The sequence below is a fragment of the Pseudomonas sp. HS-18 genome (genome assembly GCF_020401845.1).
Taxonomy (GTDB): Bacteria; Pseudomonadota; Gammaproteobacteria; order Pseudomonadales; family Pseudomonadaceae; genus Pseudomonas; species Pseudomonas nitroreducens.
On sequence record NZ_CP084413.1, the window covers coordinates 4,529,326 to 4,546,087 of the forward strand.

Below are 16,762 nucleotides of genomic sequence, written 5' to 3' on the forward strand. Positions count from 1 at the left end.
TCAGGCCAGCTCGATGCGATCGTCGTGGATGACGATCAGGCCCTGCTTGAACAGGCCGCCGATGGCCTTCTTGAAGTTGCCCTTGCTGACGCCGAACTGCTGCGCGATCAGCTCTGGCGGGCTCTTGTCGCTGATCGCCAGCTTGCCGCCGGCATCGCGCAGAGCCTGGAGGATCTTCTCGCTCAGGGCATCCGAGAGCCCCGCGCCGGCCGGCTGCAGGCTCAGGCTGATCTTGCCGTCGGCGCGCATTTCCTTGATGTAGCCCTTCTCACGCAGGCCGCCACGCAGGAACTTGAACGCTTCGTTCTTGTGGATCAGCCCCCAGTGCTTGCCTTCGATGATCGCCTTGTAGCCCAGGTCGGTGCGCTCGACGACCAGCAGGTCGACTTCCTGGCCGGCCTTGTAGTTCGCCGGGGTGTTGTCCAGGTAGCGGTCCAGGCGCGCGGTGGCGGTGATGCGGCGGCTGCGCTCGTCGAGGTAGACGTAGACCACGCAGTAATCGCCAACCTGCAGCGGACGCTTCTCTTCCGAGTGCGGCAGGAGCAGGTCCTTGGGCAGCCCCCAGTCGAGGAACAGACCGATGCGATTGACCTCCACCACCTTGAGGCTGGCAAAACCGCCGACCTGCACCTTGGGCTTCTGGGTGGTGGCGATCAGTCGGTCTTCGCTGTCCAGGTAGATGAACACGTTCAGCCAGTCGCCCACCTCGGTGGGTTCGTTCTTCGGCACGTAGCGCTTGGGCAGCAGGATTTCGCCGTGGCTCTCGCCATCCAGGTAGAGACCGAAATCGGTGTGCTTGGCCACCTGCAACGAATTGAACCGACCTATGACTGCCATGACGCTTACCTCGTGAACGGGGCGAGCATTCTACGCGCATTGGCGCAAGGATGCGCCTCAAGCCGCCGAACGCCGGCTTCATGTAGGACCGAGGGGGGCGCCCAGCCCTTGCTCGCGAACCAGGCTGTGCAGCAGCTCCGGAGTTAAGCAGTTCGCGAGCAAGTTCGCTCCTAAAGGCTGTGTTCCTTCTGGCCGAACTGGAGTTCCGCAAGGCGCGCATACAGGGGGCTGCTTACAACCAACTCGGCGTGCCGCCCCAGCGCCACCAGGCGACCGTGCTCGATCACCGCGATACGGTCGGCATTGAGCACCGTGGCCAGGCGGTGGGCGATCACCAGCGTGGTGCGGTCACGCATCAGCCCCGGCAACGCCTGCTGGATCAGGTGTTCGCTCTCGGCATCCAGCGCGCTGGTGGCTTCGTCCAGCAACAGGATAGGCGCGTCCACCAGCAACGCGCGGGCAATCGCCAGGCGCTGGCGCTGCCCGCCGGAAAGCCCCTGGCCGCTCTCCCCCAGATGAGTCTGATAACCCTCGGGCAGACGCAGGATAAATTCGTGGGCGTGGGCTGCACGGGCGGCAGCCTCCACTTCGGCATCGCTGGCGCCGGGGCGGCCGTAGCGGATGTTCTCCTCCACCGTGCCGAAGAACAGCGCCGGGTTCTGCGAAACCAGCGCGAAGCTGCGGCGCAGGTCCGTCGGATCGAGTTGGGCGATGGGCTGGCCGTCGATCAGGATGCGCCCCTGCTGCGGGTCGTAGAAGCGCAAGAGCAGGTCGAACAGAGTGGACTTGCCCGCGCCCGACGGCCCCACCAGCGCCAGGGTTTCGCCCGGCTCCACGTGCAGGTCGATGCCATCGATGGCCCATTGCTCCGGGCGCGACGGATAGGCGAAATGCACGCCCTGCAGATCGATACTGCCGACGATGCGCTCGGGCAAACGCAGCAAGTCGCTGGCCGGTGCGTGGATTTCACTGCGCGCCCGCAATAGCTCGGCGATACGCTCGGCCGCACCGGCGGCGCGCTGCAGCTCTCCAATCACCTCGCTCAGCGTGCCGAAGGCCATGCCGACGATCAGGCTGTAGAACACGAAGGCAGCGAGGTCGCCGGGGCTGATGCGCCCGGCGATCACGTCCATGCCGCCGACCCAGAGCATCACGCCCACTGCGCCAAGTACCAGCAGGATCACCACGCTGACCAGCCAGGAGCGCTGCATGATGCGCTTGCGCGCGGTGTCGAAGGCGTCTTCCACCGTGCGCCTGAAGCGTGCGCGGTCCTGCGCCTGGTGGTTGTAGGCCTGTACCGTCTTGATCTGGCCGAGGGACTCGCCGACGTAGCTGCCGACATCCGCCACGCGATCCTGGCTGAGCCGCGACAGGCTGCGCACGCGGCGGCCGAACAGCAGGATCGGCGCAATCACCAGCGGCAGCGAAGCAACCACGATGCTGGTCAACTTGGCGTTGGTGAAGAACATCAGGATCACCCCGCCCAGCAGCATCAGAACATTACGCAGCGCCATCGACAGCGAGGAGCCGATCACCGACTGCAGCAGCGTCGTGTCGGCGGTCAGCCGCGACTGGATTTCCGAGGCGCGGTTGTTCTCGTAGAAGCCGGGGTGCAGTTCGATCAGGTGGTCGAACACGCGCTGGCGGATGTCCGCGACGAACCGCTCGCCAATCCACGACACCAGGTAGAAGCGCACGAAGGTACCCACCGCCAGGCACAGCACCAGGGCGAAGAAGATACCGATGGCGCGGGTGAGCAGCTGTTCGGACTGGGTGATGAAGCCCTGGTCCACCAGCAGGCGGATGCCCTGTCCCAGGGACAGGGTGATGGCGGCGGTGAACAGCAGCGCCAGCAACGCGCCAAGGGCACGCCAGCGGTAGGGAGCGAGGAACGAGCGAGCCAGGCGCAAGGCATTGCGCTGGCGGGACGACAGCAGGGACATGGCGGGCTCTGAAAGGCCGGAGTGCGCAGAGGGTAGCACTGCCGCCACACCGCGGGCGAAGGACGATTCAGGCAGCCGAATGAGACCGTTCGTTCCATGACCGCCCCGAAACCTGCTCGTTTGATGTACAATGGGCGGCCAATTTGCGCAGACAGGTATGGCAGATATGACTACCAAGCCCTCCACCCGCCAGAAAGCCGCCCCCAAGGCTCCCGCCGCTACCGCGACCAGCGAAGCCCTGGAAGCCCAGATCGCCGCCTTCCTGAACTCCGGCGGTGAGATCCAGCAGATCGCCAAGGGCGTGACCGGTCAGAACTACGGCGCACCGAGCCGCCACATCAGCCTCGGCAAGAAGTAATACCCGCTGGCAAGCCTGCCGAACCTCGGCAGGCTGCCCGCCTCCCCCCGCTTCACCTCCGCGCTTTTCACGCTTTTCACGATCTCCCCGCAATACCGAACTTCCTTTATTGCCTGAATACCTTGCACTCGGGCAGAGTCCGCCGATAGTTAAGGACTGGGCCACGTCGCGCCCGCTGCAAGGAGCACCCCATGCTGCCCTCCCCGGAAAAGCTGCTGTCGCGCAACCTGCTCGATGTGCTGATCCGCGCCGGCCTGATCCTGTTGCTGGCCCTGTTCTGCTTCCGCATCTTCCATCCCTTCCTCGACCTCATGCTCTGGTCGGTGATCCTCGCCATCACCCTCTACCCGTTGCATCAGTTGCTCAGCGGCTGGCTGGGCGGACGGCCCAACAGCGCGGCGACGCTGATCGTGATCCTCGGCCTGGTGATCCTGCTGGTGCCGGTGGTGGTGATCGGCATGTCGATGGCCGATTCGGTGCGCGACCTGGTGCACGCGATCCAGAACCGCACCCTGCAGATACCTCTGCCACCCGACTCGGTGCAGACCTGGCCGGTGATTGGGCAGTACATCTATCCCTTCTGGACACGCGTGGCCACCGACTTCATGGGCGTGGTGCACCAGATGGCCCCGCACCTGCAGGGCGTCGCCAAGACCCTGGCGGGTCAGGCGGCGGGTGCGGGCATGGGCCTGATGCAGTTCCTCGCCGCGTTCGTCATTGCCGGGGTGATCATGGCCTACGGCGAACTGGGCAGCCGAACCTCCTGCGATATCGCCATCCGTATCTCCGGCCCGGAGCGCGGACCGGGGCTGGCCGAGCTGTGCACCGGCACCATCCGTGCGGTAGCCCAGGGCGTGGTCGGCGTGGCCTTCATCCAGACCATGATCCTCGGCCTGGGCTTCGTCGTCATGGGCATCCCCGGCGCCGGCCTGCTGGCCCTGGGCGTCCTGTTGCTGGGCATCACCCAGTTGCCGGTGGTGCTGATCACCATCCCGGCGATCATCTATGTATTCATGACCAACGATTCGCTGCTGGTCGCCATCCTGTTCACGATCTGGACCATGGCCGGCGGCCTCTCCGACAACGTCCTCAAGCCGCTGATGTTCGGCCGCGGCGGCAAGGTGCCGATGCCGGTGATCCTGATCGGCGCCCTGGGCGGCATGCTCAGCAATGGCATCATCGGCCTGTTCGTCGGCCCGGTGGTACTGGCGCTGGGCTACGAGCTGTTCATGTCCTGGGTCCACGAGCGCGAGGCGCCCGTCGCTCCGCCCATCGAGCCAACAGTTCGGGACGCCCCCTGAAACCTCTCGCCCGCGGCGCGCGCCGCGGGATTTCCCCCTGCAATGGAATGCACAAGATGTCGAAACGCTGCTCCCTCACCGCTGCCCTGCTCACCGCCGGCCTGCTGCTCTCCCCGTTGGCCTTCGCCGACGACACCGCGACCGTCTGGCCCGCCGCGGTCAACGCTGCCGACCAGCAGCGCCTGACGACCCTCGATGGCGAGGTCAAGCGCCTGCTCGACCAGCTCCAGCAGAGTGAAGACGAGACCACCCGCAACGAAGCGCTGAATCTGTACCGCATCGTGCTGGAAGATCCCGAACCACTGGCCGACGCGGCCCTGACCGGGAACTGGAAATGCCGCTCGGTGCAGATCGAAACGGAAGCACTGTACGGCTACCCGAATTTCAAATGCTCGGTGCGGCAAACGCCCAAGGGCCTGTACCTGGAGAAGACCAGCGGTTCGCAGCGCATCAGCGGCTATCTGCAACGCCTGGACGACAAGCGGCTGGTATTCGTCGGCGGCGCTTCGGTGAACGACGACCCGCAGGTGGGCTACAGCGGCCTGGAGCAGGCGGCGGCGCGCGAGACCGACGTGGTCGGCGTGGTGCGCAACTCGCACGACGGTTTCGTGCTGCTGGTGCCCGAGCAACTGGGTGGCTACAACCTGTTCCGCTTCACTCGCTGAACCCTGCCACACCAGCAAAGGCCTAGAGCAGCGCCACCATTTCCTTGAGCGTCACCGCCCAGGTACCTTTCGCGTTGAGGTAGCGATAACCGAAGCGCGAGCCATTGGCCTGGGTGGTGAGCACCGCGTTCCAGGCCAGCCCGCGCTGCAGGTCGTGCGCCGGGTCGAGAAGGAAGAAGGCGTCGTCGCTCATCCCCACCGCCAGGCACCAGTGGCGGATATCGCTGTCCTTGCGGCCGTGGAAGCCCAGCACCACCGGGATGTTCTCGTCGAGGTGCCGCCGGGTCAGCTCGACCATCCGCGTACCGTTGCCGCGTTCGACGCGGTATTCCTTGTCGCTGATGACCTTGAGCAGCTCCAGCAGATCCGCGCCGGTGGTGCCAACGCGCACCAGGGTCTCGTGCGCGTTCAACGCCTCCATCAGCCGCCCGTAGCGGGTGCGCGAATCCACCGGCGCCAGGCCCTTGGCCGCGCGCCGGCCGAGCTGGTTGCGCGCCAGCATCGCCATCACCAGGCAGTACGGTCCGCACGCGCCGTCCATGTCGCCCTGGCGCAGGTGCACCTTCTCGCCACGCTTGTTGATCAGGCCGCCGCTGCCGTGTTCGTCCAGGTCCCAGCCCAGACCGTCGATCAGGGTGATCCGCATCGCGCTTCCTCATTGCTTGCTCTGCAGTTGTGACCGGAAGCCGCGCGGATCATTCCGCCGGCTTGCGGTTACAATGATCGCTTTCCCCTGCCTGGTTACCCGAAATGTCCGAAGCCATCCGCCTGTCCAAGCGCCTCGCCGAGCTGCTGCCCTGTTCGCGCCGCGAAGCCGAGCTGTACATCGAGGGCGGCTGGGTCACGGTGGACGGCCAGCGCGTGGAAGAACCGCAATTCAAGGTCGACGCCCAGCGGATCGAACTGCTGCCGGGTGCCTCCGCCGACCCGATTCCGCCGGTGACCATCCTGGTGCACAAGCCGGTCGGCCTGGGCAGCGGCAACGGCGCCAACTCCGCCCAGCAACTGCTGACGCCGGACAAGCGCTGGGCCGAGGACAACCTGCAGCAGCGCCTGCTGCGCAAGCACTTCGGCCACCAGTTCAACACCACGGTGCTGGAGACCGACGCCAGCGGCCTGCTCGTCTACACCCAGAGCCGCGGCGTGCAGCGCCGGCTGGTGGACGAGGCGGACAACATCGAACACGAGTACGTGGTCGAGGTCAGCGGGCAGATTGCCGACAATGGCCTGAAGCGCCTGTGCCGTGGCCTGGTCATCGACGGCCGCGAGCTGCCGTCGCTGAAGGTCAGCTGGCAGAGCGAAAACCGCCTGCGCTTCGCCGGCAAGCAGTTCCGCCCTGGGCAGATCGGCGCCATGTGCCGGGCCGTCGGTCTGCATGCCCTGTCGATCCGCCGCCTGCGCCTGGGCGGCGTGGCCATGGGCAAGCTGCCGGTTGGCCAATGGCGCTTCCTGCAGCCGGGCGAGAAGTTCTGAGCGTCTACGAGACCAAGGTCGCAGGCGCCCGAAAATAACCTGGGCGCCTCTCTAAACTGAGGCTTCCAGCCGTTATCGATAACGTCGATAGTCACCAGTCGGCGCATTCAGTTCTCTTGATAGTCCGTGCGCGGCATCTTTGCCCCATCAACTCGCTGGCAGGAGATTCGCCGGCCCCGCAGTCGGGCCGCAGGGGCGAACGAGCTACTCGCGAGACGCCCCCAACGGATCGTCAAGAGGACACCACCATGCAAGTCATTCTCGATTTCCTGCTGCTCGTTGGCTCCCTGGTGGAGCTGCTGCTGTATGTCGCCCTGGCCAGCATCGTGCTCGCCGCCGTGGTGCTGCTCAGCGTCATTGCCGTGCTGACCCTGCGCTCGCCGGGCTCGGCCGTGGTCATCCCCGACCGTCGCCCCTCGGTCAGCCGCCAGCCGCGTCCGGCGGTCAAGCATCAATTGGCCCGGCCGATACTGGTCGCCGTGGCGAACGAGCCGATCCTGGCGAAGACCGCGTGACGCCGTCCTCGCCAGCGGTTCAGGCCGGGTAGCGCCCGAGCGCTGCCCCCAGTTCGCGTTCGAGTTCCCCGTCCCGCTGGCCACCGTTGTCCATCATCCAGCGCACCCGCTCCAGCGTCGCGGGTGCGGACATGTCACCGACGAAGCGATGCGATTCATCCACCAGCGCCGCCTGGTCCGCCGCCGTCACCTGATCCACCACCGCCTTCACATGGACGATGCCTGCCGCCGGGAAGGCCGCGATCCGTCGCGCCAGGGCCTCGCAGAATCCTTCCAATTCCGCATCCGCCAGTGCCCGGTTGATCCAGCCGTAGCGCTCTGCCGTGTCCGCATCGAAGTCCTCGCCACCCAGGCAGACTTCCAGCGCCCTGCCCCGCCCGAGCATCTGTGCCAGGCGAACCGTACCGCCCGCGCCAGGCAACAGGCCGACCGCCACTTCCGGCTGGCCAAGCAGCGCGCGTTCACGGGAGGCGAAGCGCATATCCAGCGCCAGGAGGAATTCGCTGCCGGCGCCACGCGCGCGGCCGCGCAGTTCACCAATGGTCACCTGCGGCAACCGGCTGAAACGGCTGAGCAGCGCGCTGAGCGGGCTGGCCATGCCGGCGGGCAGCTTCATCGGCGGCGCGTCCAGTTGGCTGCCGAGATCGTAGTGGGCAAGGAAGAAGTCCGGGTTACTGCTGCGGAACAACACCACACGGATATCGGCGTTGCGCTCGAGCTCATCGGCCAGATGCAGCAGGTCGATGACCATGGCGCGGTCGATCAGGTTGATCGGCGGATGACGGAAGCTCACCACGGCTACGCCGTCGCGGTCCTCCCGGGTAAAGGTGCGGTAGTCGCTCATCGATGGGGCCTCCATTGCGAAGACCCGAGGATGCGCCGGGGCGGGCAGCCCACCCCAGCACTATCGATGCGCGGAATGGCCCGTCAGTGGTGGCCGATACCCTGGTCTTCCAGGTGGTCAGCCTCGAACAGGGTTTCCAGTTCCTTGCGTGCCTCGCGTGCAGTCTGGACCACGGCTTTCTCGTCGTCGTAGACGCGGTACTGGGCCATCAGCACCGCCTCGTCGTGGCGCTTGAAACGGCGGATGCGCGCGCCGACCTGCTCCTCGTTCAGGCCCAGGCCGGTGAGCAGCAGGCGGCTCATTTCCAGGCTCGAGTGGAAGGTTTCGCGCACCGGCGTCGCGTCGGCGTCCAGCAGGTGATAGACGTGCTGGCGGTTGCGCGCCCGGCCGATGACCTTGATGTGCGGGTAGAGCTTGCGCACCAGGCGCGCGGTCTCGATGTTGGTCTGTGGATCGTCGGTGGCGACGACGAAGAACTCGGCTTTCTCCACCTGGGCGGCACGGAGGATCTCCGGGCGCAGCGGGTCGCCGTAGAAGATCGGGATATTGCCATAGCTGCGGGTCAGTTCGATGGTATCAACCGAGGTGTCCAGCGCGACGAAGGGCACGCCCTGGGCGCGCATGATACGGGCGACCACCTGGCCCATCCGGCCCATGCCGGCGATCACCACGCGCGGCGCGTCGTCCGGCAGTTGGCGGTATTCCGGCGGCGGTTCGCGCAGTACCGCGGGCTTGGGTTTGATGCTACGTGCAAGGGCCAGCACCATCAGCGGCGTCATCGCCATGGACAGCGTGATACCCAGCACCAGCAGTGAATGCATGTCGGCGTCCATCAGTCCCTGCGCCGCCGCCAGCTTGAACACCACGAAGGCGAATTCGCCGCCGGCGCCGAGCAGCACGCCCAGGCGCAGCGCCGATACCTTGTCCAGGCCACCGGCCAGACGGCCGATGACGAACAGCAGCGGCAGCTTGATCGCCACCAGCAGCAGGGTCAGGCCAATGACCCGGAACGGCTCGTTCTTGAGCAGGCCGAGGTCAGCGCTCATGCCCACGCTGATGAAGAACAGCCCCAACAACAGGCCCTTGAAGGGCTCAATCTGCGCTTCCAGTTCATGGCGGTACTCGGAATCCGCCAGCAGCAGGCCGGCGAGGAAGGCGCCCAGCCCCATGGATACGCCGGCCTCCTCCATCAACCACGCCGTACCGACCACCACCAGCAAGGCAGTGGCGGTGGACAGGTCCGCCTGGCCGGTGCGCGCCACCGAGCGGAACACCGGGCGCAGCAGGAAGCGCCCGCCGATCACCACCACGGCGATGCTGCCCACCACTTCGATCACATGGGCGACATCGCCACCGGGCGCGAGGGTGTCGGCGCGAGCGCCCAGCAGCGGGATCATGGCGATCAGCGGGATCGCGGCGATGTCCTGGAACAACAGGATGGCGAACGCCAGGCGTCCATAGGGACTGTTGAGTTCCTTGCGCTCCGCGAGGATCTGCAGGCCGAAGGCGGTGGACGACAGCGCCAGGCCGCCACCGATCACCACGGCGGTATTCACCGGCAGCTCGAACACCAGCACGGCGAGGCTGCCCAGTGCCAGGGCAGTCAGCAGCACCTGCGCCAGGCCCACGCCGAATACCTGCTTGCGCATCACCCAGAGGCGCTTGGGCGACAGCTCCAGCCCGATGATGAAGAGCAGCAGCACCACGCCAAGCTCGGAAAGACTGGCGACGCTTTCCGGGTTGTCGATCAGGCCCAGCAGGTATGGCCCGATGATCACCCCGGCCAGCAGGTAGCCCAGCACAGCACCGAGCTGCAGGCGCTTGGCCAACGGCACCATGAACACCGCGGCGATCAGGAAGACCACCGTGGATTGCAGGTAATTCGTCCCATGTTCCATGTATCAAGACTCCTTGGAAGGGTTGGGGCGAAGCGAAGATCCACCCACGTCGTTCGTATCACACATCCAGCGCCACACCCTCGGCCAGCAAGTGCCGCTGGAACTGCCCGGCCAGGGCGTCAACCTGGTCCCAGGGCTGTTCGTACAACTCATCCAACGCCACGTGGCTGGTGGCGCGCACGCGGGCGTCGAGCCCACAATTCTCGTAGAAGGCGTTCACCGCATCGACCATCGGCTCGCGCTGGTTTTCCATCAGGATCGCGCCGTGGGCCAGGACCACATAACGCCCGTCGCTGGGCCGGCGACGCCAGCGCTGGGCGGTGCCCACCAGCTTGCGACCGCCCAGGTTGACGTTGTAGCGGCCATCGCAGAAGGCACCCTCCACTTCCCCCAGGCCCGGATCGAGGCCGAGGGCGGCCAACCAGTCGCACAGCGGCTGGCACAGGCGCAGGTAGGCGGTTTCGATACGCGTCTGCTCGTTATCGCCCGGCGGGATCGCATAGACCAGTGCGACATTGAGCACGCCAGGGGACTGCGGTACCGGTTCGCCACCGGTGTCGCGCAGGGCTATCGGCCACCCCAGCCCGGCACACGCGGCCTCGGCGGCAGAAAAGCCTTCCAGTCGGCTCAGCCGGCGCGGCATCACCAGGGACTGCTCCAGTGGGCGCCAGAACAGCAGGCCGCTGTCACGCTGGCCGGCAAAGGTGGCGTCCAGCAGCGTGCGCTCAGCATCCAGGCCCTGCTCCGTCGGCAGTCTTTGCACTCTATTCATGACGCATATCCTTGAGCGAACCGGGTTGCGGACTATGCCCGCAGAGGGCTTATCCGACAATGTTCCAGGCCAATTCGTTGCCAGGGTCGGAAATTTATCGATAGCGGTCTGTGACTCCCTCAATGCGAGGCCAGGTCACGTCAGGCTCGATCGCCACGACAGCGTGGCAGCGGCTGACTATTCTGCAACTGCCCGGCACTTTGCGCAGGAGGCCAGAGCCCGTGTCCAGGACGTTGCTCCAGCGACTGCACCACGCCATCGCGGTCAACGACGCGCTGGCGCTGCCGATCGCCCGGGAAAACCTCAGGCGGCTGTATCTGTCGGCACCGCTGGCCGTGCTGTTCGATCTGATCCACATCATCGTGTTCAAGCTCAATCTGCAAGGGGCGAGCGCGGCGCACGACGGCTGGAGGATGGACATCATCCGCGTGCATGCCACGGTCGCGGTGCTCTTCTCCCTGCTCGGACTGCTGGCATGGCTCGCCTTACCCCCCAGGCGCAGCGCGCCGCTGTGGTACATGCAACTGCTGACCATCCTGGGCAGCGCCTTGTTGCTGGGCTTCGGCGTCGCCATAACCGGCGCAGACCAACAGGTCACCAGCAGCATCACGCCCTTCCTGATGGCCTCGGTGGCCGCCGCCCTGATCCTGCTGATGCGCCCCCGACTGGCGGTCACCCTCTACATTCTCGCCTTCGCCGCCTTCGAACTGACGATCGGCCTGACCCAGGCTGATCCGCAGCTGCGCCTGTCCAATCAGATGGGCGGGCTGACCATCTGTGGCATCGGCGTGATCCTTTCGCTGATCCTCTGGCACGGCCATGTGCGCAACCTGCGCCAGCGCGAGTTCCTCCGCCAACAGCGGCTGGAACTGGAGGAAAAGAACCGCCAGCTGGAATACCTCGCCGGCCACGACCCGCTGACCGGGTTGTTCAACCGCCGCCAGTTCGACCAGTTGGTGAGCATGGAACTGTCCCGCGCCGCGCGCCAGCCGGCGCCCATCAGCCTGCTCATGGTGGACCTGGATCATTTCAAGTTCATCAACGACCGCTATGGCCATCCACTGGGCGATGAAGTCATCCGCCACACCGCCACGCTCCTGCGCAACTACACACGCACCGGCGACAGCGTGGCGCGCCTGGGTGGCGAGGAGTTCCTGCTGCTGTTGCCCGACACCTCGCAGCCGCAGGCGCGCACCATCGCCGAAAAGGTGCGCCGCCTGTTGGAGGAAACCCCGTTGCCGATGAAGGACGGCCTGCTCTACCTCACCGCCAGCTTCGGCATTGCCTGCCTGGAAGCGGGCGTTCCCGGCACCTACGAGGGACTTTACGCAGCAGCGGACAAGGCGATGTACAAGGCCAAGGCCAGTGGGCGCAACCGGGTGGAAGTGATAGAGCTGGGGACGGAGATGGGGACGTTCGATTGAGCGCCGCCTCGGTGGAACCTGTAGGAGCGAGCTTGCTCGCGAACGAGACTCCCGGCGACACCGGCGTCAAGCGGTTCGCGAGCACGCTCGCTCCTACGAAAAGTCCGCGTTATTGCGCGTACTTGCGCGTCAGCCCCGGCGGCACGCCGCTGCTGTCGGTTTCGGTCCATGGGCCTTGCGGGCCGACGCCCCAGTACCAGCCGTTGTCCCAGTGGTAATAGGTACGCTGGCGGTAGTAGAGGTCCTTCTGGCCCTGGATCACGTAGACGCCCAGGCTGGCATCCCAGCGCCCCTTGCCACCGGGCGGCGGGGCGAACTGGGTCGGGCGCTTGGCAGCCGGTGCGGAGCTCGGCTGCGGGGTGATCGGCGAAGACGACTGCTTGGGCGGCGGTGTCGGGGTAGTCGGATGCGCAGGCGGAGACGTCTGTTGTGGCGGCTGCTCAGGTTGCTGCGGCTGCACCACGCAACCACCCAGTACCAGCATGGCGCCCAGCGCCAGCACTCTGCCCTTCATCGCTCAACCCTCTCTTGTTCGTCTTACTTCTGATCCGGGCTGTCGATGGTGATGCTCTGCTCGCCCGCGTTGGCAGTAGACAACGCTTCGCTGCGTCCGATCCATTCGCCGGTGATGGCATTGCCGGCACGGGAGATCCGCGCGACGAGCTGCACCTGCGGGTGCTGCGAGAGCTTGAGCTGCGGCATCATCGCGTCGGCATCACTGAGGGAAACCTCGCTGGGCAGGTCGGAGACCTTCAGGCGCTTCACCGCCAGCGGCATCGGCGGGCCGCTCACTGCGCGGGCGAAGACGAACACGCTGTCGTCCGGCTTGACCTGGCCCTTCACGGCAGCGGTCAGGTCGACCTTCACTCTCAGGGTCACCCCGGCAGTCTGCGCAGCGGCAGGAGCCTCCGGCGGGGTCTCGCCCTTCTCGACCATGCGCTGGCGGGCGCGCTCGATGCCACCGGCAATGGCGCTGCGGGACGGATCGTCCTGCGGCAGCACGGCAACCAGGCGGCCCCAGTAGTCGATGGCGTCGGCGTACTTCTCGTCCTCGAAGGCGGCGATGCCGAGCAGACCGAGGGTGGTGACTTCCTGCGGGTCCTTCTTCAGGGCTTCGTCGGCCAGCTCGCGGACCTGCTGGGTCAGCGCCTTGTCACCGGCGAAATACAGCGCCTGGGCCCACTGGCCGAGCACTTCCGGCTGGCGCCCGGAGAGGCGCGCGGCCTGCTCGAAAGCCTTGGCAGCGTCGCCGGCTCGGTTCTGGGTCATGTAGGTGCGGCCGAGGAAGTACCAGCCTTCGGCGGAATCCGGCTGGGCCTGAACCGCACGCTCCAGGCGAGTGGTCATTTCTTCCATGGAATGCGGCGCGGTGGCGAATTCGCGGGCCAGGGCGACCTTGTCGCTGGCGCCCCAGTGCAGATACAGGCCCAGGGCGAGGAATGGCAGGACCAGCGCGACGATCATCGGCGCCGCACGGCCCAGGCGCGAGCGACGGTCCTCGCTGGCACCGTCGGTATCGGAGAGCAGCTCGCGGGCCGCTTCGGCGCGGCCGGCTTCGAGCTGAGCGTCGTCGAGGGTCCCGGCGTCACGCTGGGCGGTCAGCTCTGCCAGACGTTCCTGGTACAGGGCGACGTTGAGGGCGGTGCGGTCTTCCTCGGCCTGGGCCTTGCGGCCACGCAGCAGAGGGACGAGGAGAAATGCCAGGGCTACCAGCAACAGCAGGCCGGCAGCGAGCCAGAAATCGATCATTTGTCTTGGTTATCCAGCAATTGGTCGAGACGCGCCTGCTCCTCGGCGGACAGCGTGGTGGAAGTGGCAGCGGCCGGGCGACGGCGGCGCACGACGATGGCGCCGATGATGATCACGCCCAGCCCCAGCAGCGCGGCGGGGCCGAACCAGAGCAGCCAGGTGCGCTCGCTGACTTCGGGCTTGTAGCGCACGAACTCGCCGTAGCGGTCGACCATGTAGTCGACGATCTGCTGATTGCTCTTGCCGGCCGCCATCTGGGTGTAGATCTGCTTGCGCAGGTCGGCGGCGATCGGCGCGTTGGAGTCGGCGATGTCCTGGTTCTGGCACTTGGGGCAACGCAGCTCGGTGGTCAGGTCGCGGAAACGTTCGCGCTCGGCGTCGTTGGCGAACTCGTAGGTGTCGATGGCCGCGTGGGCGATACCGGTGAGAGCCAGGCCCAGCGCTGCGGCGGCAATAAGTCGCTTCATTTGCCTTGCGCCTCGTCGACCAGCCCCTGGTAGATCGGCGCCAACTGCTCGCGCCAGACCTTCTCGTCGACGGCACCAACCAGCTTGTGGCGGATGATGCCGTCTTTGTCGATGATGTAGGTCTCCGGCGCGCCGTAGACACCCAGGTCCAGGCCGAGGGTGCCCTGTGCGTCGGCGATGTTCAACAGGTAGGGGTTGTGCAGCTCCTTGAGCCACTTCTGCGCGGCGGCGCCGTCATCCTTGTAGTTGATGCCGTAGATCACCACGCCCTTGGCGGCGAGGTCGGTCAGCACCGGATGCTCGAAGCGGCAGGTCGGGCACCAGGTGCCCCAGACGTTGACCAGCGCCGGCTTGCCCTTGATATCGGCCTCGGTGTAGGTCTTGCCCGGCTCGGTGACGCTGGGCAGGGAGAACGCCGGGAACGGCTTGCCGATCAGCGCCGAGGGCAGCTCGCTGGGGTCCAGCCACAGGCCACGGAAGAGGAATACCGCGACGACCAGGAAGATCGCCAGGGGCAACAGCAGGATCGCACGCTTCACACTCAGGCTCCCTGTCCGGCGAGGCCCAGGGCCTCGCGTACACGCGTTTTCACTTTCAGCCGGTAGCGACGGTCGAGCGCCGCCAGCACGCCGCCCAGGGCCATCAGCAGGCCACCGAGCCAGATGAAGCGCACGAAGGGCTTGATGTGCACGCGCACGGCCCAGGCGCCGTTATCCAGCGGCTCACCCAGGGCGACATAGAGGTCGCGGGTCAGGCTGCCGTGGATGCCGGCCTCGGTCATCATCGAGTTCTGCACGCTGTACAGGCGCTTCTCCGGGTGCAGCACGGCCACTTCCGAGCCCTTGCGGGTGACGCGGATGGTGCCCTTGTCGGAGGTGAAGTTCGGACCTTCGAAATGGTGGGTGCCTTCGAAGCGGAACTGGTAACCCGCCAGCTCAACCGACTCGCCCGGCGCCATGCGCAGGTCGCGCTGGGCGCTGAACTGGCTGGTGAGCACCACGCCGATGGCGCAGATGGCAATGCCGAAGTGCGCCAGCTGCATGCCCCAGTAGCTGCGGTTCAGGCCCGCGGCACCGGCGATCACGCCCTTGTGGCGGACCTTGTCGAAGAAGTCGCGCACACCGGCCAGTACCACCCAGGCCGCCAGCATGAACACGGCGAGCACTTCCCAGTGCAGTTCGCCATACAGGAAGCTGCCGAGGCCACCCAGCACCACGGTGCCGATCAGCACCGGGGTGAGCATGTTGCGCAGCCAGCGGGTCGGAGTGTCCTTCCAGCGCACCAGCACACCGACCGCCAGGGCCAGCATGAGGATGGCGATCAGCGGCACGAACAGCGCGTTGAAGTACGGCGGGCCGACCGACAGCTTGGCGCCGCTGATGGCGTCGAGCACCAGCGGGTAGAGGGTGCCCAGCAGGATCATCGAGGCGGTGACCACCAGGATCAGGTTGTTCAGCAGCAGCAGGGTCTCGCGGGACCACAGGGCGAAGCCGACCTGGCTCTTGACCACCGGCGCGCGCAGGGCGAACAGCGTCAGCGAGCCACCGACCACCACCAGCAGGAAGGCGAGGATGAACACGCCACGCTCGGGGTCCGAGGCGAAGGCGTGTACCGAGGTCAGCACGCCGGAACGGACCAGGAAGGTGCCCAGCAGGCTCAGCGAGAAGGCCGCGATGGCCAGCAGCACGGTCCAGCTCTTGAACACGCCACGCTTCTCGGTCACCGCCAGCGAGTGGATCAGCGCGGTGCCCACCAGCCAGGGCATGAACGAGGCGTTTTCCACCGGGTCCCAGAACCACCAGCCGCCCCAACCCAGTTCGTAGTAGGCCCACCAGGAGCCCAGCACGATACCGACGCCGAGGAAGGTCCAGGCCACCAGCGTCCAGGGCCGCGACCAGCGCGCCCAGGCGGCGTCGAGGCGACCGCCGAGCAGCGCGGCAATAGCGAAGGCGAAGGCCACCGAGAAGCCCACGTAGCCCATGTAGAGCATCGGCGGGTGGATGATCAGGCCCGGATCCTGCAGCAGCGGGTTGAGGTCGTTGCCGTCGGCCGGCACCTGCGGCAGCAGGCGGCTGAAGGGGTTGGAGGTGATGATCAGGAACAGCAGGAAACCGGTGCTGATCATGCCCATCACGGCCAGCACGCGGGCCAGCATCACTTCCGGCAACTGGCGGGAGAACACCGAGACAGCGAAGGTCCAGCCGCCGAGGATCAGCGCCCAGAGCAGCAGCGAGCCTTCGTGAGCGCCCCACACGGCGCTGAACTTGTAGTACCAGGGCAGCGCGCTGTTGGAGTTGCTGGCGACGTAGGCCACCGAGAAATCATCGTGGAGGAAGGCCCAGGTCAGGCAGCCGAAGGAGAACAGCAGGAAGGCGAACTGCCCCCAGGCTGCCGGGCGCGCCAGGCTCATCCACTGGCGATCGCCGCGCCAGGCGCCGATCAGCGGGAAGAACGACATCACCAGCGCCATGCACAGCGCGAGGATCAGCGAGAGGTGGCCGAGTTCGGGGACCATC

17 protein-coding genes are annotated in these 16,762 nt (G+C 66.4%); 6 read left to right on the plus strand and 11 right to left on the minus strand.

Annotation, left to right across the window (positions count from 1 at the left end; translation table 11 throughout):
* Both LDJ84_RS21015 and LDJ84_RS21020 read right to left on the minus strand, forming a co-directional pair.
* Positions 1-837 (minus strand): S1 RNA-binding domain-containing protein, encoded by an 837-nt coding sequence (locus tag LDJ84_RS21015; protein WP_024765959.1) that lies wholly within the window; start codon positions 835-837, stop codon positions 1-3.
* A gap of 170 nt (positions 838-1,007) precedes the next feature.
* On the minus strand, positions 1,008-2,780 hold the full coding sequence (locus LDJ84_RS21020; RefSeq protein ID WP_196912116.1) for an ABC transporter transmembrane domain-containing protein: 1,773 nt from the start codon (positions 2,778-2,780) through the stop codon (positions 1,008-1,010).
* Positions 2,781-2,937: 157 nt separating this feature from the next.
* Here LDJ84_RS21020 and LDJ84_RS21025 point away from each other — a divergent pair, with 157 nt between their 5' ends.
* The 3 genes from LDJ84_RS21025 to LDJ84_RS21035 all read left to right on the plus strand — a co-directional run bounded on the left by LDJ84_RS21025 (position 2,938) and on the right by LDJ84_RS21035 (position 5,104).
* Positions 2,938-3,138: a hypothetical protein gene (locus LDJ84_RS21025; protein WP_024765957.1), complete on the plus strand. Its 201-nt coding sequence runs from the start codon at positions 2,938-2,940 to the stop codon at positions 3,136-3,138.
* 191 nt (positions 3,139-3,329) lie between these two features.
* Positions 3,330-4,439: an AI-2E family transporter gene (locus LDJ84_RS21030; protein ID WP_024765956.1), complete on the plus strand. Its 1,110-nt coding sequence runs from the start codon at positions 3,330-3,332 to the stop codon at positions 4,437-4,439.
* Between the two features lie 56 nt (positions 4,440-4,495).
* Positions 4,496-5,104 (plus strand): DUF4893 domain-containing protein, encoded by a 609-nt coding sequence (locus LDJ84_RS21035; RefSeq protein ID WP_065086067.1) that lies wholly within the window; start codon positions 4,496-4,498, stop codon positions 5,102-5,104.
* Between the two features lie 22 nt (positions 5,105-5,126).
* On the opposite strand, the gene LDJ84_RS21040 is transcribed toward LDJ84_RS21035, so the two are convergent.
* The gene (locus tag LDJ84_RS21040) at positions 5,127-5,750 is read right to left on the minus strand and encodes a hypothetical protein (protein WP_024765954.1); all 624 of its coding nucleotides are present in this window, start codon (positions 5,748-5,750) and stop codon (positions 5,127-5,129) included.
* A 104-nt stretch (positions 5,751-5,854) separates the two neighbouring features.
* Between LDJ84_RS21040 and LDJ84_RS21045 the strand changes: the two genes are divergently transcribed.
* The gene (locus tag LDJ84_RS21045) at positions 5,855-6,577 is read left to right on the plus strand and encodes an RNA pseudouridine synthase (RefSeq protein WP_024765953.1); all 723 of its coding nucleotides are present in this window, start codon (positions 5,855-5,857) and stop codon (positions 6,575-6,577) included.
* 248 nt (positions 6,578-6,825) lie between these two features.
* Positions 6,826-7,092, plus strand: a complete 267-nt coding sequence (locus tag LDJ84_RS21050; RefSeq protein WP_024765952.1) for a hypothetical protein — start codon at positions 6,826-6,828, stop codon at positions 7,090-7,092.
* Positions 7,093-7,111: 19 nt separating this feature from the next.
* Here the strand turns inward: LDJ84_RS21050 and LDJ84_RS21055 are convergent, their stop codons facing one another.
* From LDJ84_RS21055 to LDJ84_RS21065, 3 genes are all read right to left on the minus strand, one after another.
* On the minus strand, positions 7,112-7,936 hold the full coding sequence (locus LDJ84_RS21055; RefSeq protein ID WP_226045372.1) for an enoyl-CoA hydratase/isomerase family protein: 825 nt from the start codon (positions 7,934-7,936) through the stop codon (positions 7,112-7,114).
* An 83-nt stretch (positions 7,937-8,019) separates the two neighbouring features.
* Positions 8,020-9,834, minus strand: coding sequence for a monovalent cation:proton antiporter-2 (CPA2) family protein (locus LDJ84_RS21060; RefSeq protein ID WP_037007441.1), 1,815 nt, complete (start codon positions 9,832-9,834; stop codon positions 8,020-8,022).
* A 58-nt stretch (positions 9,835-9,892) separates the two neighbouring features.
* Positions 9,893-10,606, minus strand: a complete 714-nt coding sequence (locus LDJ84_RS21065; protein WP_037013476.1) for a biotin/lipoate A/B protein ligase family protein — start codon at positions 10,604-10,606, stop codon at positions 9,893-9,895.
* A gap of 221 nt (positions 10,607-10,827) precedes the next feature.
* Here LDJ84_RS21065 and LDJ84_RS21070 point away from each other — a divergent pair, with 221 nt between their 5' ends.
* The gene (locus LDJ84_RS21070; RefSeq protein ID WP_065086070.1) at positions 10,828-12,030 is read left to right on the plus strand and encodes a GGDEF domain-containing protein; all 1,203 of its coding nucleotides are present in this window, start codon (positions 10,828-10,830) and stop codon (positions 12,028-12,030) included.
* Positions 12,031-12,139: 109 nt separating this feature from the next.
* Here the strand turns inward: LDJ84_RS21070 and LDJ84_RS21075 are convergent, their stop codons facing one another.
* The 5 genes from LDJ84_RS21075 to LDJ84_RS21095 are packed head-to-tail and all read right to left on the minus strand — an operon-like array spanning position 12,140 to position 16,761.
* Positions 12,140-12,544, minus strand: coding sequence for a hypothetical protein (locus LDJ84_RS21075; RefSeq protein ID WP_037013473.1), 405 nt, complete (start codon positions 12,542-12,544; stop codon positions 12,140-12,142).
* A 23-nt stretch (positions 12,545-12,567) separates the two neighbouring features.
* Positions 12,568-13,779 (minus strand): c-type cytochrome biogenesis protein CcmI, encoded by a 1,212-nt coding sequence (gene ccmI, locus LDJ84_RS21080; RefSeq protein ID WP_084357434.1) that lies wholly within the window; start codon positions 13,777-13,779, stop codon positions 12,568-12,570.
* Positions 13,776-14,246, minus strand: coding sequence for a cytochrome c-type biogenesis protein (locus tag LDJ84_RS21085; RefSeq protein ID WP_037013471.1), 471 nt, complete (start codon positions 14,244-14,246; stop codon positions 13,776-13,778). Before LDJ84_RS21085 ends, ccmI begins: the two co-directional genes overlap by 4 nt.
* Entirely contained in the window at positions 14,243-14,785 is a 543-nt protein-coding gene (dsbE, locus tag LDJ84_RS21090; protein WP_037013469.1) for a thiol:disulfide interchange protein DsbE, read from the minus strand. Before dsbE ends, LDJ84_RS21085 begins: the two co-directional genes overlap by 4 nt.
* Before the next feature lie 2 nt (positions 14,786-14,787).
* The gene (locus LDJ84_RS21095; protein ID WP_226045373.1) at positions 14,788-16,761 is read right to left on the minus strand and encodes a heme lyase CcmF/NrfE family subunit; all 1,974 of its coding nucleotides are present in this window, start codon (positions 16,759-16,761) and stop codon (positions 14,788-14,790) included.
* Position 16,762 lies beyond the last annotated feature (1 nt).